At 71.2% G+C, this 22,225-nt stretch carries 29 protein-coding genes and 1 tRNA gene; 17 read left to right on the top strand and 13 right to left on the bottom strand.

Translation table 11 applies throughout. The features are described from left to right. The first annotated feature begins 7 nt into the window (after positions 1 to 7). The 3 genes from VGL30_RS09700 (at position 8) to VGL30_RS09710 (ending at position 2,600) form a co-directional block, all read left to right on the top strand. Positions 8 to 712: a DnaJ domain-containing protein gene (locus VGL30_RS09700; RefSeq protein WP_331539331.1), complete on the top strand. Its 705-nt coding sequence runs from the start codon at positions 8 to 10 to the stop codon at positions 710 to 712. Between the two features lie 67 nt (positions 713 to 779). Further along, the gene (gene aroC / locus VGL30_RS09705; protein ID WP_331539333.1) at positions 780 to 1,901 is read left to right on the top strand and encodes a chorismate synthase; all 1,122 of its coding nucleotides are present in this window, start codon (positions 780 to 782) and stop codon (positions 1,899 to 1,901) included. Positions 1,902 to 2,093: 192 nt separating this feature from the next. Then, the gene (locus tag VGL30_RS09710) at positions 2,094 to 2,600 is read left to right on the top strand and encodes a response regulator (protein WP_331539335.1); all 507 of its coding nucleotides are present in this window, start codon (positions 2,094 to 2,096) and stop codon (positions 2,598 to 2,600) included. Positions 2,601 to 2,605: 5 nt separating this feature from the next. Here the strand turns inward: VGL30_RS09710 and VGL30_RS09715 are convergent, their stop codons facing one another. From VGL30_RS09715 to queC, 3 genes are read right to left on the bottom strand one after another with little or no spacing between them, the layout of a single operon-like run. After that, positions 2,606 to 2,977 (bottom strand): 6-carboxytetrahydropterin synthase, encoded by a 372-nt coding sequence (locus VGL30_RS09715; protein WP_331539337.1) that lies wholly within the window; start codon positions 2,975 to 2,977, stop codon positions 2,606 to 2,608. 34 nt (positions 2,978 to 3,011) lie between these two features. Further along, positions 3,012 to 3,644 carry a 7-carboxy-7-deazaguanine synthase gene (gene queE, locus VGL30_RS09720; protein WP_331539339.1) on the bottom strand — a complete coding sequence of 211 codons (633 nt, stop codon included), beginning with the start codon at positions 3,642 to 3,644 and terminating at the stop codon, positions 3,012 to 3,014. Then, the gene (queC, locus tag VGL30_RS09725; protein WP_331539466.1) at positions 3,641 to 4,363 is read right to left on the bottom strand and encodes a 7-cyano-7-deazaguanine synthase QueC; all 723 of its coding nucleotides are present in this window, start codon (positions 4,361 to 4,363) and stop codon (positions 3,641 to 3,643) included. Before queC ends, queE begins: the two co-directional genes overlap by 4 nt. 154 nt (positions 4,364 to 4,517) lie before the next feature. On the opposite strand from queC, the gene VGL30_RS09730 reads away from it, so the two are divergent. From VGL30_RS09730 to VGL30_RS09740, 3 genes are all read left to right on the top strand, one after another. Then, positions 4,518 to 5,615, top strand: coding sequence for a response regulator (locus VGL30_RS09730; protein ID WP_331539341.1), 1,098 nt, complete (start codon positions 4,518 to 4,520; stop codon positions 5,613 to 5,615). Positions 5,616 to 5,701: 86 nt separating this feature from the next. Further along, positions 5,702 to 6,154, top strand: a complete 453-nt coding sequence (locus VGL30_RS09735) for a hypothetical protein (protein ID WP_331539343.1) — start codon at positions 5,702 to 5,704, stop codon at positions 6,152 to 6,154. A 178-nt stretch (positions 6,155 to 6,332) separates the two neighbouring features. Next, positions 6,333 to 6,530 carry a hypothetical protein gene (locus tag VGL30_RS09740; RefSeq protein WP_331539345.1) on the top strand — a complete coding sequence of 66 codons (198 nt, stop codon included), beginning with the start codon at positions 6,333 to 6,335 and terminating at the stop codon, positions 6,528 to 6,530. A gap of 116 nt (positions 6,531 to 6,646) precedes the next feature. Here VGL30_RS09740 and VGL30_RS09745 read toward each other — a convergent pair whose 3' ends face one another. After that, the gene (locus VGL30_RS09745; RefSeq protein ID WP_331539347.1) at positions 6,647 to 6,940 is read right to left on the bottom strand and encodes a hypothetical protein; all 294 of its coding nucleotides are present in this window, start codon (positions 6,938 to 6,940) and stop codon (positions 6,647 to 6,649) included. A 12-nt stretch (positions 6,941 to 6,952) separates the two neighbouring features. After that, on the bottom strand, positions 6,953 to 7,201 hold the full coding sequence (locus VGL30_RS09750) for a cyclic nucleotide-binding domain-containing protein (RefSeq protein ID WP_331539349.1): 249 nt from the start codon (positions 7,199 to 7,201) through the stop codon (positions 6,953 to 6,955). Between the two features lie 502 nt (positions 7,202 to 7,703). Between VGL30_RS09750 and VGL30_RS09755 the strand changes: the two genes are divergently transcribed. Beyond that, entirely contained in the window at positions 7,704 to 7,934 is a 231-nt protein-coding gene (locus tag VGL30_RS09755) for a hypothetical protein (RefSeq protein WP_331539351.1), read from the top strand. Here the strand turns inward: VGL30_RS09755 and VGL30_RS09760 are convergent. After that, a complete protein-coding gene (locus tag VGL30_RS09760; protein ID WP_331539356.1) occupies positions 7,931 to 8,530 on the bottom strand; it encodes a UrcA family protein in 600 nt (199 codons plus the stop codon). The genes VGL30_RS09755 and VGL30_RS09760 overlap by 4 nt on opposite strands. Before the next feature lie 257 nt (positions 8,531 to 8,787). Continuing rightward, the gene (locus tag VGL30_RS09765) at positions 8,788 to 9,168 is read right to left on the bottom strand and encodes a VOC family protein (RefSeq protein ID WP_331539358.1); all 381 of its coding nucleotides are present in this window, start codon (positions 9,166 to 9,168) and stop codon (positions 8,788 to 8,790) included. A gap of 210 nt (positions 9,169 to 9,378) precedes the next feature. Here VGL30_RS09765 and VGL30_RS09770 point away from each other — a divergent pair, with 210 nt between their 5' ends. Then, entirely contained in the window at positions 9,379 to 9,879 is a 501-nt protein-coding gene (locus VGL30_RS09770; protein ID WP_331539360.1) for a DUF2061 domain-containing protein, read from the top strand. A gap of 25 nt (positions 9,880 to 9,904) precedes the next feature. On the opposite strand, the gene VGL30_RS09775 is transcribed toward VGL30_RS09770, so the two are convergent. Beyond that, complete coding sequence (locus tag VGL30_RS09775; RefSeq protein WP_331539362.1) at positions 9,905 to 10,222, bottom strand: hypothetical protein; 318 nt, start codon at positions 10,220 to 10,222, stop codon at positions 9,905 to 9,907. 256 nt (positions 10,223 to 10,478) lie between these two features. Here VGL30_RS09775 and VGL30_RS09780 point away from each other — a divergent pair, with 256 nt between their 5' ends. Continuing rightward, positions 10,479 to 12,038: an acyl-CoA synthetase gene (locus VGL30_RS09780; RefSeq protein ID WP_331539364.1), complete on the top strand. Its 1,560-nt coding sequence runs from the start codon at positions 10,479 to 10,481 to the stop codon at positions 12,036 to 12,038. A 7-nt stretch (positions 12,039 to 12,045) separates the two neighbouring features. Here the strand turns inward: VGL30_RS09780 and VGL30_RS09785 are convergent, their stop codons facing one another. Beyond that, complete coding sequence (locus VGL30_RS09785; protein ID WP_331539366.1) at positions 12,046 to 12,999, bottom strand: hypothetical protein; 954 nt, start codon at positions 12,997 to 12,999, stop codon at positions 12,046 to 12,048. Positions 13,000 to 13,214: 215 nt separating this feature from the next. Here VGL30_RS09785 and VGL30_RS09790 point away from each other — a divergent pair, with 215 nt between their 5' ends. Beyond that, positions 13,215 to 13,424: a hypothetical protein gene (locus tag VGL30_RS09790; protein ID WP_331539368.1), complete on the top strand. Its 210-nt coding sequence runs from the start codon at positions 13,215 to 13,217 to the stop codon at positions 13,422 to 13,424. Between the two features lie 44 nt (positions 13,425 to 13,468). Here VGL30_RS09790 and VGL30_RS09795 read toward each other — a convergent pair whose 3' ends face one another. Then, positions 13,469 to 14,245: a glycosyltransferase family 2 protein gene (locus tag VGL30_RS09795; RefSeq protein ID WP_331539370.1), complete on the bottom strand. Its 777-nt coding sequence runs from the start codon at positions 14,243 to 14,245 to the stop codon at positions 13,469 to 13,471. A 193-nt stretch (positions 14,246 to 14,438) separates the two neighbouring features. Here VGL30_RS09795 and VGL30_RS09800 point away from each other — a divergent pair, with 193 nt between their 5' ends. Further along, entirely contained in the window at positions 14,439 to 15,380 is a 942-nt protein-coding gene (locus VGL30_RS09800; RefSeq protein WP_331539372.1) for a mechanosensitive ion channel family protein, read from the top strand. A gap of 50 nt (positions 15,381 to 15,430) precedes the next feature. Here the strand turns inward: VGL30_RS09800 and VGL30_RS09805 are convergent, their stop codons facing one another. Then, positions 15,431 to 16,069 carry a YbhB/YbcL family Raf kinase inhibitor-like protein gene (locus tag VGL30_RS09805; protein ID WP_331539374.1) on the bottom strand — a complete coding sequence of 213 codons (639 nt, stop codon included), beginning with the start codon at positions 16,067 to 16,069 and terminating at the stop codon, positions 15,431 to 15,433. A 136-nt stretch (positions 16,070 to 16,205) separates the two neighbouring features. Between VGL30_RS09805 and VGL30_RS09810 the strand changes: the two genes are divergently transcribed. Together VGL30_RS09810 and VGL30_RS09815 are read left to right on the top strand one after the other, a co-directional pair. Continuing rightward, entirely contained in the window at positions 16,206 to 16,514 is a 309-nt protein-coding gene (locus tag VGL30_RS09810) for a hypothetical protein (RefSeq protein ID WP_331539376.1), read from the top strand. Between the two features lie 30 nt (positions 16,515 to 16,544). Then, positions 16,545 to 16,925, top strand: a complete 381-nt coding sequence (locus VGL30_RS09815) for a PRC-barrel domain-containing protein (protein WP_331539378.1) — start codon at positions 16,545 to 16,547, stop codon at positions 16,923 to 16,925. An 80-nt stretch (positions 16,926 to 17,005) separates the two neighbouring features. Here VGL30_RS09815 and VGL30_RS09820 read toward each other — a convergent pair whose 3' ends face one another. Further along, positions 17,006 to 17,395: a hypothetical protein gene (locus tag VGL30_RS09820; protein WP_331539380.1), complete on the bottom strand. Its 390-nt coding sequence runs from the start codon at positions 17,393 to 17,395 to the stop codon at positions 17,006 to 17,008. 185 nt (positions 17,396 to 17,580) lie between these two features. Then, positions 17,581 to 17,657 (bottom strand) — tRNA-Met (locus VGL30_RS09825). Positions 17,658 to 17,754: 97 nt separating this feature from the next. Between VGL30_RS09825 and VGL30_RS09830 the strand changes: the two genes are divergently transcribed. Genes VGL30_RS09830 through VGL30_RS09845 form a run of 4 tightly spaced genes read left to right on the top strand, consistent with a single transcriptional unit; the run spans position 17,755 to position 22,110 of the window. Next, positions 17,755 to 18,783, top strand: coding sequence for a glycosyltransferase (locus VGL30_RS09830; RefSeq protein WP_331539382.1), 1,029 nt, complete (start codon positions 17,755 to 17,757; stop codon positions 18,781 to 18,783). Continuing rightward, entirely contained in the window at positions 18,783 to 20,480 is a 1,698-nt protein-coding gene (asnB, locus tag VGL30_RS09835; RefSeq protein WP_331539384.1) for an asparagine synthase (glutamine-hydrolyzing), read from the top strand. Before VGL30_RS09830 ends, asnB begins: the two co-directional genes overlap by 1 nt. A 54-nt stretch (positions 20,481 to 20,534) precedes the next feature. Continuing rightward, entirely contained in the window at positions 20,535 to 21,458 is a 924-nt protein-coding gene (ubiA, locus tag VGL30_RS09840; RefSeq protein WP_331539386.1) for a 4-hydroxybenzoate octaprenyltransferase, read from the top strand. Between the two features lies 1 nt (position 21,459). Beyond that, complete coding sequence (locus VGL30_RS09845) at positions 21,460 to 22,110, top strand: class I SAM-dependent methyltransferase (protein ID WP_414694971.1); 651 nt, start codon at positions 21,460 to 21,462, stop codon at positions 22,108 to 22,110. Positions 22,111 to 22,225 lie beyond the last annotated feature (115 nt).

A 22,225-nucleotide genomic window follows, 5' to 3' on the forward strand; every position in this document is an offset into this window, starting at 1 on the left:
TTGCCCGATGGCTGGGACCGAGGGCGCAATTTCGTTCAAGCGGGCGCGCGAAGTGCTGGGCGTCCCCGTGCTCGCCGGCCAGGCCGAGATCCGCGCCGCCTACCACGCCGCCGTCAAGCGCGTTCACCCCGACCGTCCGGGCGGCGACGCCGACGCGTTCCGGGAGGTGGTGGAGGCCTACGGTCGCCTGCGCGACCACGGCTTCGGCCAGCGCCTCAACCAGCCGCCGGCCCCGATGCGGCCCCGCCGCGCGGCTTCCGGCGTCCTGGAGATCACGCCGGGCGTGGCGGTCCAGGGCGGCGAGGTGGAGCACGCCCTGCCCGACGGCCGGCGCCTGCGCATCACCCTGCCCGCGGGCCTGCGGGACGGCGAGGCGCTGCGCGCCGGCGAGGCGCAGCTGACGGTGACGGTCCGGCGCGACCGCGCCCTGATGCTGCGCGGCGACGACCTCTGGCTCAGCGTGCAGGTGGACCCCGCGCTGCTGGCGCAGGGCGGCCGAATCGCCATCGACACGCCGCTGGGCCGCCGGGTGGTCTGGATCACCAAGCAGGCCGGCGCCCGCGGCCTGGTGCGCCTGCCGGGCCAGGGCCTGCCGGCCCGCGCCGGCCGCCGCCAGGGCCACATGTTCCTTAGGCTCGCGCCCCAGGCCGATCTTTCCGACTCGGCCGCCCGCACCCTCCTGCGCCGCTTCGCCGCCGCCTGGGCGGCATAGCGGCGCCGCGCGGAGATCCGCAGCCTCGCCGTTGGCCTGCCGCCCCGATGCGGCTACAAGCCCCGCCATGTCGCACAACACCTTCGGCCACCTGTTCCGCGTCACCACCTGGGGCGAAAGCCACGGGCCGGCGCTGGGCTGCGTGGTGGACGGCTGCCCTCCGGGGATCCCGCTGGCGGAGGCCGACATCCAGCAGTGGCTGGACAAGCGCCGTCCCGGCCAGGGCAAGTTCGTCACCCAGCGCCAGGAGCCGGACGCGGTGAAGATCCTCTCCGGCGTCTTCCGGGACGAGCGCAGCGCGGGCCAGGTGACCACCGGCACGCCCATCTCGCTGGTCATCGAGAACGTCGATCAGCGCAGCCGCGACTATTCCGAGATCGCCCAGGCCTTCCGCCCCGGCCACGCCGACTACGCCTACTTCGCCAAGTACGGGGTGCGCGATTACCGGGGCGGCGGACGCCAGTCCGCGCGGGAGACCGCCGCCCGCGTCGGCGCCGGCGCCATCGCCCGCAAGATCCTGCCCGGCGTCGCCATCCGCGGCGCCGTGGTGCAGATCGGCCCCCACGCCGTCGACCCGGCCCGCATGGACTGGGACGAGACGCTGAAGAACCCCTTCTGGTGCCCGGACGCCGGGATGGTTTCCGTCTGGGAGGCGCATCTGGAGAAGGTGCGCAAGGCCGGTTCCTCCACCGGCGCCGTCGTGGCGGTGGAGGCCATGGGCGTGCCCGCCGGCTGGGGCGCGCCGATCTACGGCAAGCTGGACGCGGAGCTCGCGGCCGCCTTCATGTCGATCAACGCCGCCAAGGGGGTGGAGATCGGCGCGGGATTCGCCGCAGCCGCCTTCTCCGGCGAGGAGAACGCCGACGAGATGCGGCCCGGCCCCGACGGGCCGGTGTTCCTCTCCAACACGGCGGGCGGGGTGATGGGCGGCATCTCCACCGGCCAGCCGGTCACCGCCCGGGTGGCCTTCAAGCCGACCTCGTCGATCCTGTCGCCGCGCCACAGCATCAACGAAGCCGGCGAGGCGATCGAGCTGCGCACCAAGGGCCGCCACGACCCCTGCGTGGGCATCCGCGCCGTGCCGGTGGTGGAGGCGATGGCCGCCTGCGTGCTCGCCGACGCCTTCCTGCGCCACCGCGGCCAGACCGGCGGCGGCGCCTTTTCGCCCGGGGGCTCCGGACGCCAGTGAACACTTCCTCCACATTTTCGCCCGCAGGCGCCTGGAATATTCCCAGCGACAGCGCCTGACACGGGAGGCCTTCGCCTCTTGAGCGAACAATGGTTTTTGGATTGACCGCGTTTGTGACCCCCCGCTAAGGGGGGGCCGCCCGAAATCTGCGACAGGTTTCGGCGGGGGCTATTTGGCAGGATAATCCACGACGTGCGCTATGAGCTGCTGAAGATCCTGCTTGTGGACGACAACCACCACATGCGGGTTCTCCTGGGGGAGATCCTGCGCGCCATCGGTTGCCGGCACATCCGCGAAGCCAACGACGGCGCCGAAGGCCTGCAGGTGCTGCGCAACCATCCCGTCGACATCGTCATCACCGACCTGTCCATGCAGCCGCTGGACGGCATCGACTTCGTGCGCCTGCTCCGCAACTCGCCGGACAGCCCCAACCCGATGATCCCGGTGATCATGATCACCGGCCACGCCACCCAGCGGCGGGTGTCCGAGGCCCGCGACGCCGGCGTCAACGAGTTCCTGGCCAAGCCGCTCACCGCGCGCGGCGTGGTCGAGCGGATCAGCCAGGTGGTGGACCACGCCCGCGGCTTCGTCCGCACCGAAGGCTACTTCGGCCCGGACCGCCGCCGCCGCGTCGATCCCAGCTATGGCGGCCCCATGCGGCGTTCCACCGACGCGAAAACCGGCGACGCCGAAGAATAGGGGGCTCAGCCCACCGCCATCGCGCAGCTTTCGCCGACGCTCGGGCGCGAGACCACGATGCGCGCCAGGCTGGGGAAGGCGGGCTTCAGCCGGGCGGCGAAGTGCCGGCACAGGTGCTCCAGCGTCGGACTCTCCAGGCCGGGCGTCTCGTTCAGGAACCCGTGATCCAGCTCGGCGGCGGCAGCGGCGAGGGCGGCGTCCAGCGCGCCCAGATCCTCCACCCAGCCCACGGGACCCTGCATCTCGCCGCGCAGGGTCGCCTCGACGCGGAAGGAATGGCCGTGCAGGCGGGTGTAGGGGCCCACGGGCCCTTGCGGCAGGTGATGGGCCGCGTCGAAGGACGCAGCCTTGGTGATCTCGAAAATCGGCGGACTCATGGGCGGGCGGGAAGCATCCGAAGAGGGCGGCCGGTCAGGCGATGCCCAGGTATTTGTGGGTCTGGACGCTTAAACGCCAGCGGGGATGGGCGAGGCAATAGGCGATGGCCGCCACGGTGTTCGCCGCCCGGTCGGGCCCGTCCATCGGCTGCAGCAGAAACCGCTCGAAGGCGAGGTCTTCGAACCGGGCCGGATCGTGTCCGGCCTGCGGGTAGACCAGCTTCAGCTCGTGGCCGCTGCGCTGCACGACGAGCGCGTCGGCCTTGGGACTGACGCAGATCCAGTCGACCCCGGGCGGAACCGGCAGGGTGCCGTTGGTCTCCAGGGCGATCTCGAAGCCGCGGCCGTGCAGGGCCTCGATCAGGGGCCCGTCCAGTTGCAGCAGGGGCTCGCCGCCGGTGCAGACCACCAGCCGGTCGGCGGCCCCGCCCTCCCAGGCGGCCTCCACGGCGGAGGCCAGGGCGTCGGCGTCGGCGAAGCGGCCGCCGCCGGGGCCGTCCAGGCCGACGAAGTCGGTGTCGCAGAAGGTGCAGACCGCGCCCACCCGGTCGGCCTCGCGCCCCGACCAGAGATTGCAGCCGGCGAAGCGGCAGAACACCGCCGGCCGGCCGGCCTGGCCGCCCTCACCCTGCAGGGTGAGGAATATCTCCTTGACCGCGTAGCTCATGGGACCAGCGCCGGGCGCCCCTGATCGGTCCAGGCCGCCCAGCCGTGGGCCCTCAGGCCGCAGGCCGGGCAGTCGCCGCAGCCGTAGCCCCATACGTGGCGGGCGCCGCGCTCGCCGCGGTAGCAGGTGTGGCTCTCCTCGAGGACCAGCTCCACCAGGGCCTCGCCGCCCAGCCGCTTGGCGAGCGCCCAGGTCTCGGCCTTGGTGAGCGCCATCAGCGGCGTCTCGATGCGGAAGTCCTGGCCCATGCCGAGGTTCAGCGCCTTGCCTTGGGCCTCGATCGCGACGCGGCGGCAGTCCGGGTAGCCGGAGAAGTCGGTCTCGCACATGCCGCCCACCAGCACGCCCGCGCCGCGCCGGTCGGCCAGCGCCGCGGCGTAGGCCAGGAACACCAGGTTGCGGCCGGGCACGAAGGTGGAGGGCAGGCCCCTGGCCGTGACCTCGAAGGCGCGCTCGGCGGTCATGGCCGTCTCGGCGATGGCCCCGAAGCCGCGCATGTCCAGCACATGGTCGCCGCCCAGCCGGGCCGCCCAGGTCGGGAAACGCTCGCCCAAGGCCCGACGCACCACCTGCCGGGCGGTCATTTCGACGGCGTGACGCTGACCGTAGTCGAAGCCCACCGTCTCCACCCGGGCGTAGCGCTCCAGCGCCCAGGCCAGGCAGACGCTGGAATCCTGGCCGCCGGAAAACAGCACCAGGGCGTGGTCGTGGGCCGCCATCTCGCTCATCGGCCTCATATGAACTCCCGACGGCCGTTGCGGAAGCCCGGGCGCCCGGTGCGCGCGGCTCTTCGGGCGCCCGCCACGTCGAATTTAACCTCTCCGCAAGCGCTTGCGGTCATGATCAACGCACGTTTCCCGTATCCCCAGGTCCATGTCCCCGCTTCCCCAGCCCCTTCGAGATCGCATCTCCGACGAAATCCGTCAGCAGATGGACGGCGTGCTGGCGCTCGCCGACCGGATGGCGCGTCATAGCCTGTCGCCCGACGCCCAGGCCTGCGTCGCCGGCGTCGCGGAGGCGGCTGGCGCGGTGTTGGAGATCATGAACCGCGCCCGCGACCTGGAGAACGCCGATGGCCCGGGCCTGACGCTGACGCAGGCGCCGCGGCGCCTGCGGGAGCTGATCGACGAGATCCAGGACCGCTGGCAGGAACGCGCCGCGCTCAACGGCGTCACCCTGCTGGTGGCCTACGACGGCGATCCCGAAGCCTGCGCCCTGGTGGACGGCCCGCGGCTGTTGCAGCTGTTCGACGGCCTGATCGGCGAGGCGGTCGCCGGCGTCCGCCGCGGGGCGGTGGAGGCGAGCCTGAAGGTCTCCAGCCACGGCGAGACCCTGCACCTGGAAGGCCGGGTCCGCGGCGGCGAGCGCGACGGCGGCGCCGACCTCGAGGAGATCGAAGCCCGCTACGGCCTGCAGACCGCGCTGGGCGTGACGCTCGGCCATCGCGTGCTGGAGGCGTTCGGCGGCGACCTGCGCCGCGAAGCCAACACCGGCGCCGGGGCGACGGTGGTGTTCGAGTTCGACGCCGAGCCCGCGCCCGCGGCCAAGGAGGCCCATCCCGAGGCCGCCGACGCCCAGCGCACCGCCCATGTGCTGGTGGTCGACGACAACGCCACCAACCGGATGGTGGCCCAGACGCTCTGCGAGATGTTCGACTGCACTTCGGAGTCCGCCGACGACGGCGTCGAGGCGGTCGAAGCGGCGCAGACCGGCCGCTTCGACCTGATCCTGATGGACATCAAGATGCCCCGCATGGACGGGGTGGCCGCCACCAAGGCGATCCGCGCCCTGTCGGGCCGGCCCGGCCGGGTGCCGATCATCGCCCTCACCGCCAACGCCGACCCCGAGGACGCGGCGGCCTATGTCTCGGCGGGCATGAACGGCGTGGTGGAAAAGCCCATGAAGCCCGAGAACCTGCTGCACGCCCTGCAGCAGGCGCTAGCCGAGGCCGGCGCTGCGGAAGCCGCCTGATTTTCTGACGGCGCCGCATGGGGCTTGTCAGCCCGCGGATCTCGTCCCATCCTGATCTGACCGGCGTTCAGATCGGGGGGAAACAGATGCGAGCTCTGATCATCGGGACCGCGCTTGCGGCCAGCGTCGGATTGGCGTCCTGCGGCAAGTCCGGGGACGACGCCGCCGCGCGCCCGCCCAAGAAATCCCTGGCCCGCCAGGCGGTGTTCTACGCCGGCCAGGAACAGGTCACGTCCGTCGTCTCGGGCACGGCCGAGCCGGGCCCTACGCCGGGCACCCTGGTCCTGAAGGTGGACGCCACGCTGCCGTCCGCGGGCTATATCGACGCCGGCTTCAAGCCCCGGGTCTACGCCGCCACGCCGCCGGACGGGATCTACGAGGTGGACGTGGTCGCCACCCGGCCCGCGACGGCGGCCGCCCAGGCGGCGACGCCGGTCCACATTGAAGGCGCCTGGGACGGTTACCATCAGGACCGGCTGAAAGGCGTGAAGTTCATCGCCGGGACCAACGACCTGACGGCGATGCTGCCTGCCAAATAGGCCTCTGGCGGCGATGCGCCATGCGCTGCGGGCCTCGCTCGAGCCCGGCGTCGGATATCATGAACAGGTCATGGCCGCCGTGGTCCACGCGGCGGACGCAAGGCAAATTGATCGCTGCGAGGCGGCGCCGTGGGAACTGCCGACCCCGCCCGGAGCTTGTCCTGCGAGGAATCCGGTCATGTCGCCTATCGATCCGTATGACGATCCCACCGACGCCGATAGCATCGACGGCGAGGTGGTGCTGATCGGCCCGGGGACGATCGCCGCCTCGATGACGCCAAAGGCGGCCGCCGAGACCGCGCGCCGGCTGCGCCACGCCGCCCGCAAGGCCTGCGGCCAGGCGGCGCCGTCCACTCCGGAGAGCGATGACGGCTAGGTCGTCTTGCGGCCCCAGAGGTCCGACCACAACTGCGCCTGGCGCGCGTAGCAGCCGCAGGCCAGCCGTTCGAGACCCCCGCGGTCCCTCAGCTCGATCACCCCGACCGGTGCGGATCAGGCCCTGGCGCTCCATGGCGGTGGCGAGACTGGTGACGCTGGTGCGCTGCACGGCGAGGCCAGCAGCTCCTGGGTCGCCACCACGTTCTCCCCACTGCTGGCGTCATGGGCGTTGAGCAGGGTGGTCGAGAACCGCGCCGCCAGCGGATGGAAGGCAAAGCAGGTGACCATCAGGTCGCTGCTGGTCGCCAGGGCGTCGGCATAGGCGTCCATCAACCCCCGGAGCTCGCGCGAGCCCTGCACCGCCTCGACGAAGCGGCCGGCCTCCATCCGCAGGGCTTCAGCCTGCACGTGGCCCACCACCTAGTGGTATGAAGGATGCCGCGACAGCACGTTGGTGGCCCCCGCCACGCCTTCGCGGCCGATCACGCCCACGCCAACCGACCGCCCGTCCTCGATCAGCGCCAAGCGGCAGAGCAGGCCGCTTTGCACGAAATAGACGTGCTCCACCGGATCGCCCATCCGATAGACCACCTGATCGGGCTTGATGACGACCGGTTCGAGCCACGGCCGCAGGGCCTCCGCGGACGGCGCGCTCAGCACACGGAGCATATGATTGGTAAAGGACATCGTGGCGGTCAGAAGCGTCGGCTGTGAAGGCGTCGAGGCCGCACCTACGCCAGCCCGCCCGGGCTCATCTGTCGGGAATCCTACGAATACCAACGCTTGGTCGGCATAGCCGCGACCGCTGCGACGCGGGCAGGTCCCCGTGTCGCCGTCGTGCGTTCGGGGCGCGCGAACGACGACGCCTGGAAAGCCCGGATGGCGGCGTGCGCCGGGATGCAGGGCCTGGAGGTGTAAAATCAATGCTCTGCGTGTTCTTGAATTGGCGTTCAACTAGGGCGGGTCCCCAGCCGCGCAACTCGGATTCGTCAATATCCGCCGCGGCTCCGTAGAAATGTCGGGTTTCCGACGGAGTTCCCGGACAGATAATTCTCGACGCAAGTCTTTGTTAAGCTATACTCTCACGGTCGCGTTCAGTCGCCTTTGGGATTGGCGCGAGGCCGTGGGGCGTCGAGGCGAGCTCCCGCTCAAGGTTTACGGGAGACCATGAATGGCAACTTACACCTTCTATCCTTGCAAGGCGGATGGCGTCTCGACGTCGTTTATCGCCTTTGACCTGGACTCGGACGAAGAGGCCCGGGAACGCGCGCAACTCGTCCTCGACGATCACGCCAGCTGCGCTTACGTCGAGGCTTGGCAGGGCGAGCGCAAGGCGCTGACCCTGGGCAGGCTCCCGGAACCTTACGCCACTCACAGCGACGGGCGCCGCCTGGGCGCCTAGTCGCCGGCCGGGGCGGTGTGCATGCCCGCGCGGGATATCGGACCGCCATAGAGACGGCGGTTCTCGGCCGTATCGGCCACCGGCCCGTTGGTCACCGTCCGCACGGTGTAGGTCGGCGCCGGCGTGACGACGGCGGAGGCGGGAGCGACATAGGCGTCGGCGGAGGTCGCGGTCTCGTTCATCCGCTCCGTCGCGCTGGCGTCGGCGGCCTGGGCCGCAGCGTAGGCGTTGCGGGCGGGCGCTTCCGCGATGGCGATCTTCACCTGGGACATGGCGTCCCGATAGGCCGCATCGCGGCAGGACGGCACGATCGGCACGGAGGCGGCGTCACCCTCGCCCAGCTGGTCGCAGAGATCCCGGGCGGTGTCCTTCACCCGCGACTTCAGCGCCGCCTGGTCGGAGGCGAGGGTCAGGTCGAGGTCGCTGTAGCTCACCGCTCGCGACAGGCTGCGCGGCTCGCCGTCCGGTCCCATCCGGCCGGTGACGGTCAGCTCCTCCACGGTCTGGGCGAAGGCGGGGGCGCCGGCCAGGACCACGCCGGCTGCGGCGACGGCGTATAGCTGGCGGCTGGAAAAGATATTCGACAGATTTCGCATGGTTGTCCGCTCCTGAATTCATAGACGACCCCGTCGACGGGCCGCGTCGCCGGGAGCGCCGGAAAACACTTCGAGCTAAACGACAAGCGGGAAGTCTAGTTCCTGAGCTCCGGACATGCTTACGGAGACTCGAGCCTCGCCGGCAGAAAGCTTTGCCTTGTCGCGAGGTTGGCGGCGGCGCCCGAAATGCACTGGCCGAAATGCACACGAAAGAAGGGCGCACCTGCGTCACGCGGGCGGGGACGCCCGGCGGCGGCCTATTCCGGGCCGAACTTGTAGGCGCAGAGCTTGTTGCCATCCAGGTCGCGGACATAGGCGAAATAGGCGTTGGCCGCGACCGGCCCGCGCAGGCCGGGCGGCCCCTCGCAGGCGCCGCCCATCTCCATGGCCTTGGCGTAGAAGGCGGCAACCTGCGCGCGGGTCTCCAGGCCGAAGCCGGACATCGCGCCGTTGCCCACGGTGGCCCTGGCGCCGTCATAGGGACCCAGCACGCCGAACATCGACTTGGGCGTCCCGTAGATGCGGCCGCCGGAGGGATGGTCGAACATCTTCTGGACGCCCACCGAGCCCAGCAGGGCGTCGTAGAACGCCTTCGCCTTTTCGAGGTCGTTCGACCCCACGGCCGCGTAAGTCAGCATCGCCGTCTCCTCCCGGTGTTGAACCAGGGCCCGCCGCGCGGGCCCGCCCCCTCCTAGCCGACCCCTGTGACCGCTTCAATTCGCCGCCCCGCCTCCGGCCGCCGAACAACGCCCGTAACAGCTTGGCTTCGGACGCCGCGGGGGCTACTCGGCGGTCGTCGGCGCCCGACCGGATTCCCGGGAACGCCTTTCACCGCCGCCGGAGCCGCGATGCCGCCGACCGAGACCCACAAGGCCGAGACCGCCGCGCAGGCGGCGCGGGCGGTGATCGGCGCGCCGCAGTCGCACGGTCGGGCGATCGCCAAGGCCCTGACGTGGCGGGCGGTGGGCACGGCCGACACCTTCCTCTGGAGCTGGCTGATCATCGGCGAGCCGGCCGCCGCCGGAGCCATCGCCTCCCTGGAGACCCTGACCAAGGTCCTGCTGTTCTACCTGCATGAACGGGCCTGGCGGCTGATCCGGTGGGCGCCCAGCGCACGGCTGCGCTCGCTGGTGAAAGCCTTCACCTGGCGGGTGGCGGGCAGCCTCGACACCTTCAGCCTCAGCTTCATCGTCACCGGCAGCGCGCGCAACGCAGTCTCGATAGCCACCCTGGAGGTGCTGACCAAGATCGCGCTCTACTACCTGCACGAGCGGGCGTGGCGCCGGGTGGCCTGGGGCCGCCTGGACGCGCCGGAACCCGGGGCCGGGGCCCCACCCCGGGCCGCCTGAGACGTCTCCAGGCGTGCAGCCTGGGCTAGCGGAGCGGGACGCGGTCCCGCAGATAGATGACCTGCGGCGGGCGGGAGCTCAGCGCGTGGCCGAGGACAAGTCCCGCCAGGAAGATCAGACCCACGGCCGCATAGGGCCGCTCGGCGATCGACGTGCGCGCCTGGGCCGAGCGCTGGCCCGCCATGTCCTTCGACTTGCGGATGATCTCCCTGGCCTTGCTGGTCGCCTGGTCCAGCAGGACCCCCGCATGCTCCTTGACCTCGGCCGCCGCCTCCTTGAGCCGGCTTGCGGCAGGGGGTTCAGTCGCAGGCTGCGACGGGGTGTAGTCGGTGTCCAGAGTCATGGTGTCCTCGATCGGCTAGGGGCGCCTCAGGCGGGAAGGCGCATGGACGGCCTTCGGTTCCAAGGCGTGGACGGCGTCGCACCCCGCCAGAGTCCTCCGCCGCGGCCCCGGCCGCAAGACCGGGCGCGGCCCGCCGGTTGGCGTGATGTTCACGGGACGCTATGGGATGAAGCGACGCTGTCCCGCCTGGCGGGACGGCTCGAGCAGGCGGCGCCTTGGACGGCCCGCCGGCCCAACCATCCGACAAGAGGCCGCGATGTATCCCGGAACCTACGGCAAGACCCAGCCCGACAAGGCCGCGGTGGTCCGCGCCGCCACCGGCGAAACCCTGAGCTACCGCCAGCTCGACGACCGCTCCAACCGGCTCGCGCGCCTGCTGCACGCCCACGGCCTGCGGCGCGGCGACCACGTCGCCCTCTATATGGAGAACAGCCTCGTCTTCTTCGACGTGATCTGGGCCTGCATGCGCTCCGGCCTCTACCTGACGCCGATCAACCGTTACCTGACCGCCGAAGAGGCGGCCTATATCGTCGACAACTGCGACGCCCGGGTGCTGATCGCCTCCGCGCAGCTGGCGGAGTCCGAAGCCCTCGGGCGGCTGTCGCCGCGCTGCGACATGAAGCTGGCGGCGGGCGGCGCGATCCCCGGATTTACGGACTACGAGCCGGCGCTCGCCGCCCAGCCGGCCCAGCCCCTGGACGAGGAGCGCCTGGGCTCCTTCATGCTGTATTCCTCCGGCACCACCGGCCGGCCGAAGGGCATCCTGCGGCCGCTGCGGGACATCCCGCCGGTGGACGGCAATCCGCAGATGAAGATCACGGCCGAACAGTTCGGCTTCGATGCGTCGACGGTCTATCTGTCGCCCGCCCCTCTGTACCATGCGGCGCCGCTCGGCTCCGCCACCTCCGTCCTGCAGGCCGGCGGGACGGTGGTGATGATGGACAAGTTCGAGGCCGCGACCGCCCTCGACCTGATCGAGCGGTATCGCGTCACCCACAGCCAGTGGGTCCCCACCATGTTCGTGCGCATGCTGAAGCTGGAGCCCGCCCAGCGCGCCCGCGACCTCTCCAGCCATCGCTGCGCCGTCCACGCCGCGGCCCCCTGCCCGGTCGATGTGAAGCGCCAGATGATCGAATGGTGGGGTCCGATCCTCGAGGAATACTACGCCGCCACGGAAGGCGTCGGCATGGCCGCGATCAGCAGCCGGGAGTGGCTGGAGCATCCGGGCTCGGTCGGCCGCGCCCGCGGCAAGCCGTTCCACATCTGCGACGAGGCGGGAAACGATCTGCCCGCCGGCGAGGCCGGCCTGATCTACGGCGAGCCGGTCTCCGGCGTCGCCTTCGGCTACCACAAGGACGCGGGGAAGACCGCGGGCTCGACCCACCCGACCAATCCGGACTGGATGACCGTGGGCGACGTGGGCTACCTGGACAAGGACGGCTACCTGTACCTCACCGACCGCAAGGCCTTCATGATCATCTCCGGCGGGGTGAACATCTATCCGCAGCAGATCGAGGACGTGCTGGCGCTGCATCCGAAGGTGGCCGACGTGGCGGTGATCGGCGTGCCCAACCCCGACCTCGGCGAAGAGGTGAAGGCGGTGGTGGAGCCCGCGCCGGGCGTCGCGCCCTCCGAGGCGCTGGCGCAGGAGATCCTCGACTTCATCCGCGGCAAGCTCGGCCGCCAGCTCACGCCCCGGTCGGTGGACTTCACCGACGCCCTGCCCCGCCTGCCCACCGGCAAGCTCTACAAGAAGGCGCTGAAGGACAGGTATTGGGGCGCGGCCCCGGAGGCCGCGCCGCTCTCCACCCGCTGACCGGCCGTCAGCGAGCCGGCGGGTCTTTCCCCGCGAACGCCACGACGTTCCCGCGTATCCGCGCCGAGCCGTCGTCGGCGAGATCGACCCGGGTCGCGGTGAGCCGGACCGGCCCGTCGAGGGCCGCATTCACCGCGTCGAGCCCGACCTTGGCTTCGGTTCCACGACGGATGAGGTAGCGCAGCGACAGCCGCGCCCGGTCGGCCACGGTCGGCTGGGTGCCGTGCAGGGTGCAGGGGTGCCACATCGCCGCGAAGCCCGCGGGCCCGGTGAGCACCCGCTGGCGCACGGCCCGCTCCCGCCCGCAACGGTCCGCGTAACGCCAGCCCCCGCGCCCGTCGGCGGTGAGCGCGTGCGGGAACACCGTGGCCCCGAGCGCGTGGCTGCCCTCCAGGAGGTACAGCGGGGCGTCGCGGCGGTCGACGGCGTGCAGATAGACGTAGAGGGTGACGAAGTCGGCGTCCCGGTCCTTGTAGTCGATCAGGTCCTGATGGAAGTCGATGCCGTAGAAGTAGGTCACGTCCCGCAGCTCCGGCTTCACGAAGGCGCCCAGGTTGTTGACCGGGTTGCCCTTGATCCGCCGCTTCAGCCACTCGGGAACGGCGGAGTCGGGCGCCCCGCAGACCACCTTGCGGTCCAGCACCTGGTAGCCCGCGCCCAGGATGGCGGTCAGGCCCGCAACGATCGCGGGGTCCCGCTCCACGAACCGCAGATGGTCGTCGAACCGCTCCAGGAGGTTGCGCCCCGGCCGCGGGTTGACGCCGGTGTAGACCGGGTCGGCGTCGAACGCCGCCTCGGTGAGGAAGAGGCTCCCGTCGAAGCGGCGCAAGCTGCGGATCTCGCGCAGCAGGGCGCCCGCCGCCGCCGCGTTCAGCGGCGCGGGGAAGACGTGGGCGCCGGTGGCCAGGAAATCGCCGAGCACGCCGCGGGCGGATCCTTCGGGCGCGGACTGGGGGAGCATGACGGCGCCTCATGGCGAGGGAATCGGAGCCCGTCAATCCTGCGGTCAAAGCCTGTAGGAATAGTCAACGCGCGATCGGCTACGCCAGCCGCGCCTGAAGCGCCGAGACCTGCGCAGGCCTTGGGCGTCGGTTGCAGGGCGCCGCGGCCGCCGCCCGGATTAAGGCTCCATTAACCACTGCGGTGGCGCCATGTCCGCCTGACCGGGGGTCGGAGATGTTCGAACTGGCGATCGTTCCCAGGGGCGCATCCTGGGTGTTGCTCAACGAGGACTGCGGCGAGGTGGCCCGCTATCCATCCGAGGCCGCCGCCCTGACCGCGGCCCAGCACTACATCCTGGGCCAGGCCCAGGGCGCCTTCGTACTGATCGCCAGCCCCGACGGCGAATGGCGCGAGGAGGAGATCGAGGCGCCGCTCTATCAGTAGAGCGGGCGGCGCCGACAGGCCTCTCGACGTCGTTCGCCGCCAGGTCAGATCCTCCGCGACGATAGCCCGGGCCTTGCCGCCGCCGGTTTCGCGAACGGCCCCGGCGGACGATTGACCAGCTTCAGGAGCCCGACATATTGGCGCGCCAGGTCCAGGGGGGACAGGACCTGGAGGGCGTCGTGGACCATGCGCAGTTCGGCGAGCACGCCGCGCACCGGTCCGACCTTGCGGTACTTCCTGATGTTCGCGACGCCGGGCCAATCGACGACCTCGATCCGCAGCCTGGCGTCGATGATCAGCTGGTTGATGAAGGTCTCGCCGCCCCAGCGCGGCAGACCAGCCATGGCCGCCGCCTGGTGGCGAACCAGCCAGGCCGGAATCACCCGCTCCCCGGAGACGAAATCCAGTCCGGTCATCCGGTAGAAGGCGAGGCTGTTGCGGCGCAGGCTGATGCTGACCTCCGCCCGGCCGCCGACGATCGGGGCCGCAAGCAGATCGATGTTGCGAGGGGTCAGGCCGGCAAGGTCGGCGTCCAGAAACATCAGGTGTTCGCCCGTCGCCGCGGCGATGCCCTGGCGCATGGCATGGGTCTTGCCGCGATTGTCGCTGTAGGAAACCAGGCGAATGCCCGGGTGCGCCCGGACGAGGGCGATGGTGTCGTCGGTCGAACCGTCGTTGACGACGATGAGCTCCTTCACCGCCGGATGACCGTTGACCGCCCGCAGGATGTTTCCGATCCGGTCGGCTTCGTTGTAGGCGCAGACGATGCAGGAGATTCCGTGCACGAAGAGATCCGCCGATCGGTTGCCGCCCCGCTGCAATTCGTCGGCTGGATGAAGGTTCCCCAGGGGGCTCCTTCGGCCGCCTGCAGGGCGCCGTTCGCCGGCAGAAAAGTGTGCCGCGGCGATCCGCAGGGATCTCGCGGCATGGTGGTCGGAACGGCGCCGGGGCTTGTTCGTTAGGAGCGTTGGGGGCGGCCGCCACTGCGCGGCGCCAATCGACAGGACTGTCGCCTTGCCCGGCCTCGCCCAGGACGCTCTTGCCCATCCCATCGTCGACGCGGGCCAGAAGGCCCAGACGGCGTTGCGCGAATACCCGCTGGTCTGGGGAAAGCTGGTCGACCTGGCCGGCAGCCTGGCGATCAACCTGACCATGGCGCTGCTGATCCTGACGGCGACCTTCTGGGCGGCCACCTGGGCGGGACGGCTGGTCCGCAAGGCCATCGGCCGGCTGCATGTCCACAACGGGCCGGACACCACGCTGCAGGCCTTCGGCTCGTCCGTGGCGCGCTATGCGGTCGGCATCACCGGCCTCATCGCTGTGCTTCAGCAGCTGGGGGTGAAGACCACTTCGATCATCGCGGTCCTGGGCGCGGCGTCCCTGGCCATCGGCCTCGCCCTGCAGGGCGCGCTGTCGAACGTGGCCGCCGGGGTGATGATCCTGCTGTTCCGGCCCTACCGCGTGGGCGACCTCGTCGAAAGCCTCGGGCGCACCGGCCAGGTGCGGGCGCTGGACCTGTTCGTCACCGAGTTCGAGACCCTGGACGGCCTGAGGATCATGGTCCCCAACAGCAAGATCTTCGGGGACGTGATCATCAACCACAGCTTCCATCCGCGGCGCCGGGCCGACGTGCTGTTCCACGTGCCGCTGGCCGCGGACATCCAGGCGCTGATGGCGCGGCTGCGCGAACGGCTGGCCGCCGATCCGCGGGTGATGAAGACCCCGTCGCCTATCGTCGAGGTCACCGGCATGGCCGAGGCCTGGGTGGAGGTCGCCTCGCGGCCCTGGGTGAACAGCAAGGACTACGGGCCGGTGAAAGCCGATCAGCTCCTTTGCGCGCGGCTGCTGGAGGCCGACCCGACCGCCGCCCTGCCGCCGCGCGCCGGAACGCCGGATCTCCGGGACCGGAGGGGCGGCGATCAGGACAGGGCCGAACTCGTGGAACCGCCCTGGTGAAGGATTGCAGCGGACGGCGATATGTCCGAGGCTCCTCCCGGCTGGGCGCCTCAGTGCTGGGCGGGCGCCTCGAACACGCCGACCAGTTCGCCGTCGGCCAGCACCCGGCTCTTCATCGCGTCCACCAGGGCGCGCAGGTTGGCGTCTTCCGGTTTCAGGCCCAAGGGACCGTCCAGGGCGAAAATCTGGAAATGGTAGTGGTGCGGGCCGTGCCCGGCCGGCGGCCTCGGCCCGAAATAACCGAACGAACCGTTGTCGTTGCGGCCCTGCACGGCGTTCTGCGGCGTCACCAGGCGGGCGCCGTTCGGCAGGCCCTCGGGGAGCGAGGCCGTCTCGCCGGGGATATTCCAGATCAGCCAGTGGACGAACGGCGTCTCCCGGGGCGCATCGGGATCCTCCAGGATCAGGGCGTAGGCGCCGGCGCCTTCCACCGGCGTCCAGCGCAGCGGCGGGGAGAGGTTGTCGCCATAGGCGCTGTGGCGCATGTCGACGGCGCCGTCGGCGCCCAGGGCGCCGGAGACCAACTCCAGAACGGCGCCGGGGTTTCGCGGCTGGATGCGCGCAAGGCTCAGGGCCTGGGGTGAATGCTGTGGCGCGGCGGGCATGGCGGGCCTCGTGGCTGGGTCGGCGGACTGGCCCCGTCCGCATCCGAGAAGCGCGAACAGCACGACCAGGGCGTAGCTGCGCATCGCTGTTCTCCGACTGGCGAGGCCTGTCCCTCAACGGCTGGAGGCCGCCTCCGGTTCGCCCGTCCGTCAGGAACCACGCCCCCGCGTGGGTGTTTTATCGGCGCAGGTGCGGGGACAGATCGAAACGAGGCGCCCCATGAACACCAGCCCCAAGATCCTGTCGGCGGTTGCGGCCGGCCTGCTCCTCGCAGCCTGCGGAACCACGGTGACGGAACGCGCCGCGACGGGCGGCCTCGCCGGGGCGGCGGTCGGCGCCGCGGTCGACAGCTCGCTGACCGGAGCCCTGGTCGGCGGCGTGGCCGGCGCGGCGATCGGCGCCGCCACCGCTCCGCGTCTCGATAACGTCAATCGCCGCCAGTATTTCGACGAGGGGGCCCACCGCTATTATTTCTATGATCCCGGCGCCCGGCGCTACTATTGGGAAGACGGCAGCGCACGGCGCTGACGACGCCACGGCGGGACCCAGGAGCCGGCAATGGACGACACCCCCTCTGAACACGCCCTGATCCTGTCGAGCCGGGTGAAAGACGCGGCTGTCTTCGACCCGAAGGGCGAGCGCATCGGCCATGTGGAGGACCTCTCGATCAACAAGGTCAGCGGCGCGGTGGTCTATGCGATCCTTTCGTTCGGCGGCTTCCTCGGCCTCGGCGAGAAGTTCCATCCGCTGCCCTGGTCGATGCTGACCTACGAACCGGCCAAGAGCGGCTACGTGGTCCCATTGGGGAAAGCGGAACTGGAAAGCGCGCCCTACTACGATCGGTATGAACTCGACGCCCTCGGCGGCCCGAGCCATCAATCCTATGGCGAGCGCATTTTCGGCTACTACGGCCCCTATGGCGCGCTCCCCTACTGGTGAGCGTCGGCGCGCCAGCGGGGGCGCATCACCAGCAATTCGAGGGTGGTGACGCGACGCTCCATCTTGCCCATGGCGAGACGCTATTTGCCCGTGCGCTTCACCACCCCGGTAAAGCCGCACATGTCACCATGGTATGACATGCAAGAGTCCTCATGCATGTCCCAGCCGCCGGGAATTTTGGTCATCGTGACGCGGCAGGTCATCCCGCTTTCGGTCGCTGTGAGAACGAGACGACCCTTCGGATCAAAGGTGGCGAAGCCGGCGACGCCGCCGCCACAGCCGCTCATGCCTGTCTGGACATCCACCTTGTATCGAGGCGGCGCCCCACGAATGTGCATGAGCGCCGGGCCGCCCTCCTCGGTCCCCTCGTAGGTCCCGACGATGGCAGCCGGCGCGGCGTGGGCGCCGAACGCTACACCGCCGCACAGCGCCAGTACGCCGATTGCGGCGATCGAACTTGCCTTCATCATCGCATCCCCGGATTGGATGACGCGGATTTTTACACACCATCCCGCGGGCCGATAGTGGCTCCAACCCGCCTGCCGCGCCTCAAGATCGAGCTCATGCCGCCCGGGTCGACGTGGTCCTGCACGGCAACCTCGCGCCGATCGTCTTCCGCCAAGGCGCACACACCGGAAACGAATGATGTCTCTAGTGGTAGCTGGGGGCGGGATCGAACCGCCGACCTGTGGGTTATGAATCCACCGCTCTAACCATCTGAGCTACCCAGCCGCAGGCCTTTTGGGCGAGCGGCGGGTTATAGGGTCTCGCCCTCGCCGCTTCAAGCGGCTTGGGACTGCGGCCGGGGTCGGATAGGCTCCGCGCCGGGATGAGTGTGCTGCATCTTCTGGGAACCTCGGGCGAAGGCGGGGCCGAGACCTACTTCGTCGGCCTCATCCAGGCCATGGCGCGCGAAGGCGTGGTCCAGGCCGCGGCTCTCCGCCGGCATGCCGGGCGCGAGGCGGCGCTGCGGGCGGCGGGCCTGGCCGTCGGCGTGTTCGGCTTCGGCGGCCCGGTGGACATCCTGACGCGGCCACGGGTGGCGAGCTTCGCGCACCGGCGCGGGACCAAGGCGGCGCTGGCCTGGATGAACCGCGCCGCGCGCCACACCCCGCGCGGGCCCTGGGCGCGGATCGGGCGGCTGGGCGGCTACTACAACCTCAAATACTATGAAGGCTTCGACGTGCTGGTGGCCAACACCGAGCACATCGCCGACTGGATCGTCGATCAGGGGTGGCCGGCCGGCCAGGTGCGTTGCATCCCCAACTTCGCCGCCGCCTCCGAGGCCGCCGCGCCCGTCAGCCGCGCAAGCCTGGGCACGCCGGAACGCGCCCCCCTGCTGCTCTCCATGGGCCGGCTGCATGAGGCCAAGGCGCACGACGTCACCCTGGCGGCGCTGTCGCGCCTGCCCGAGGCCTATCTCTGGATCGCCGGCGTCGGCCCGCAGGGGGCCCGGCTGATGGCCATGGCCGCGGCGCTGGGGGTGGAGAGCCGGGTGCGGTTCCTGGGCTGGCGCACCGACGCCTCGGCCCTCTACCGGGCGGCGGACGTCTGCGTCTTCCCCTCCCGCTACGAGCCGCTGGGCAATGTGGTGATCCAGGCCTGGGCGCATGGGCTGCCGGTGGTGGCGGCGGCCAGCCAGGGTCCCGCCGCCCTGATCCGGGACGGCGCGGACGGCCTGCTGGTCCCGGTGGACGACGCCGACGCCCTGGCCCAGGCGACCCGCCGCATGCTCGACGACTCCGCCCTCAGGGCGAGGGCCGCCAAGGCGGGGATCGCCCGGGTCGCCGGCGAGTTCTCCCCCGCCGCGGTCGTCGCCCGATGGCGGGCGCTGTTCGCCCACTTCGGAGCCGACTGATGTGCGGCATCGCCGGCGTGCTGGGGGCGGACGGCTCCGCGCGGCCGCTGATCGGCGCGCTGGCCCACCGCGGGCCGGACGGGATCCGGGTGGAGGGGGGCGACCACCGCTCCCTCGCCCACGCGCGACTTTCGATCATCGACCTGCAGCGCGGCTGGCAGCCGTTGCACGCCGCGGGCGCGACGGTGGTCGGCAACGGCGAGATCTACAACTATCTGGAGCTCGCCGCCGAGTTCGGCCTGGGCGACCAGCTGGCCACCGGCTCGGACTTCGAGCCGCTGCTGCACCTCTACGCCCGGGAGGGCCCCGCGGCCTTTTCGCGCCTGCGCGGCATGTACGCCTTCTGCCTGCTGGGCGGCGACGGCCGCGCCTGGCTGGTGCGCGACCCCTTCGGCATCAAGCCGCTCTACATCATCGAGCGCGACGGCGGCGTCGCCTTCGCCTCCGAACCGCGGGCTTTCCTGCAGGCCGGCTGGCTGGCGCCGGAACTCGACACGGCCAGGGCGCGGGATCTGCTGGGCCTGAACTACGTGCTGGGCGAGGACAGCATCTTCCGCGGCGTGCGCCGCCTGGCGCCCGGCGAGATCGTCGAGGTGGTGGAGGGGAAGCTGATTTCCCAGGGTCGCCGACGCCCTCTTTCCTCCCACGTCCCGAAGAGAACTGGGGAGGAAAAGGATCTGATCGCCCGCCTTGACGCCGTGCTGGAGGACAGCGTGCGGGTCCACCAGCGCAGCGACGTGCCCTACGGCCTGTTCCTCTCCGGCGGGATCGATTCCGCGGCGGTGGCGACCCTGATGGCGCGGCTGAACGCGCGGCCGGTCACCGCCTTCACCTGCGGCTTCGACGCCCCCGGCGCCCGGGACGAGCGGGCGCAGGCCGAGCGGGTGGCCGAGGCGCTGCAACTCGACTGGCGCGAGACCCGCTTCGGGGAGGAGGATTTCTGGCGCGTGCTGCCGCAAGCCGCCTGGGCGCTGGACGACCCCACCGCCGACTACGCCATCCTGCCGACCTGGAAGCTGGCCGAAGCCGCCAAGGACACGCTCACCGTCGTGCTCACCGGCGAGGGCGGCGACGAACTGTTCGGCGGCTACGGCCGCTACCGCCGCGCCCTGCGGCCCGCCTGGCTGGGCGGTCGCCCGGCCGAGCCGCGGCCGGGCGACCCGGCGGTGCTGGCGGCCTGGCGCAAGACCGCCCGGGCGCCCGGCGGGCTCACCCGCCTGCAGGCCGCCCAGGCCGCCGACGTGGCGACCTGGCTGCCCCACGACCTGCTGCTGAAGCTCGACCGCTGCCTGATGGCCCACGGGCTGGAGGGCCGGACGCCCTTCCTCGACGCCGCCGTGGCGGACTTCGCCTTTCCCCTCCCCGACCGGTTCAAGGTGCGCGGCCGCTACGGCAAGTGGCTGCTGCGCGCCTGGCTGGAGCGCGCCTGCCCTGCCGCCCGGCCCTGGGCCCGCAAGCAGGGCTTCACCGTGCCCGTCGAAGCCTGGATCGCCCCCCGCGCCCAGGACCTGGGGCCCCGCATCGCCAGGGTCGCGGCCGTCCGGCAGGTCTGCGCGCCGGGGGACGTGGAGGCCGCCTTCGCCGACCCGGCCTCGCCCCGCCGCTGGCCGCTGCTGTTCTTCGCCCTCTGGTCGCTGATCCACCTGGAGGGCGCCGATCCCGCGTCGGCCCTCGCCGCTGTGGCGGGAACGGTCTGACGGGGCCCGGGCTTTGGCGTCGCAAGGAGGCGCGACGGCGCCTATGATGCGCCGGTGACCGCCGCTCCCCTTCCCGACGCCGACGCCGCCAACTGGGTGGACCGGCGCGCGCCCGCGCGCTTGCGGCCCTGGCTGAAGCTCGGCCGCTTCGACCGGCCGGCGGGGATCTGGCTGCTGATGCTGCCCGGCTGGCAGGGGGCGGCGCTGGCCGCGGCGATGCAGCGCCAGGCGCCCGACCTGGCGCTGCTGGCCGAGATCTTCGCCGGCGCGGCCCTGATGCGCGCCGCCGGCTGCGCCTACAACGACATCGTCGACCGCGACATCGACGCCCGGGTGGCCCGCACCGCCGGCCGGCCGATCCCCGCCGGCCAGATCACCGTGCGCCAGGCCTGGGCTTTCCTGGCCGGCTGCAGCCTGGCGGCGCTGGCCATCCTGCTCACCCTGCCGCCGCTGGCGATCGGCCTGGGCGTGGGCTCCCTGGCCCTCGTGGCCGCCTACCCGTTCATGAAGCGGATCACCTGGTGGCCGCAGGCCTGGCTGGGCCTGGCCTTCAACTGGGGCGCGCTGCTGGGCTTCGCCGCGGCGGCGGGAGCGCTGCGGCCGCCCGCCGCCCTGCTCTATGCCGCGGGCGTCTTCTGGACCTTGGGCTACGACACCATCTACGCGATCCAGGACCTGGAGGACGACGCCCTGGCCGGGGTGAAGTCCTCCGCCCGCCGGCTGGGTGCCGCCGCCCCGCGCGCGGTGGCGGGCTTCTACTTGGCGAGCTTCGCCCTCGCCGTCGCCGCCGCCTGGAGCGCCGGCCTCTCGCCGCTGTTCCTCGCGCCCGCCGCCCTGGCGGCCCTGCACCTGGCCTGGCAGGCCGGCCGGGTGCGCGTGGACGATCCGCGCCGGGCGCTCGTGCTCTTCAGGTCCAATGCGCTCACCGGCCTCCTGCTGTTCGCGGCCTTCGCGGCCGGCGGCGTCCCCTGGCGGTGACGTGATCCTCGACCGCCGCGCCTTCATCCTGGAGAACACCCGCCTCCAGGCGCCGCCCCACACGCCGGAATTTGTGCTGCACCTGGCCGACGAGATCACGCCCATCTGGCGGATGACCGAGGAGGCCCTGGCCAAGATCGGCCTGCCGCCGCCGTTCTGGGCCTTCGCCTGGGCCGGCGGCCAGGCGCTGGCCCGCTACGTCCTCGACAATCGGGGCCTCGTGGCCGGCCGCCGCGTGCTGGACTTCGCCTCCGGCTCCGGCATCGTCGGGATCGCCGCCGCGAGAGCCGGCGCCGCATCGGTCGCCTGCGCCGACATCGACGGCTTCTGCGCCGAGGCCGCCCGGCTCAATGCGGCGGCCAACAGCGTCACGGTCGAGGTGGCCGAGGACGACCTGCTGGACGCCCCGCTCCCCGCCGTCGACGTGATCCTGGCCGGCGACATCTGCTACGAGAAGCCGCTGGCCCGCCGGGTCATGGCCTGGCTGCGCGCGGCGCGGGCCGCCGGCGCCGAGGTGCTGATCGGCGACCCCGGCCGCAGCTATTTCTCCGCCGAGGGCCTGACGCGCCTGGCCGAATACCAGGTCCCCACCACGCGGGAACTGGAGGACATGGCGGTGAAGCGCACGGCGGTGTGGACTCTGGACCGCTGAAGCTCTACCTTGGAACAAACTGGCAACTTAAATTCGCTGGTCTGCAGGTAAGGAAAACGAAGCAACCTACCGTTGAGACTGGGCGGCGAGATCATGGCGAACCTGCAACCGAGGG

Source organism: Phenylobacterium sp. (genome assembly GCF_036502675.1).
Classification (GTDB): domain Bacteria; phylum Pseudomonadota; class Alphaproteobacteria; order Caulobacterales; family Caulobacteraceae; genus Phenylobacterium.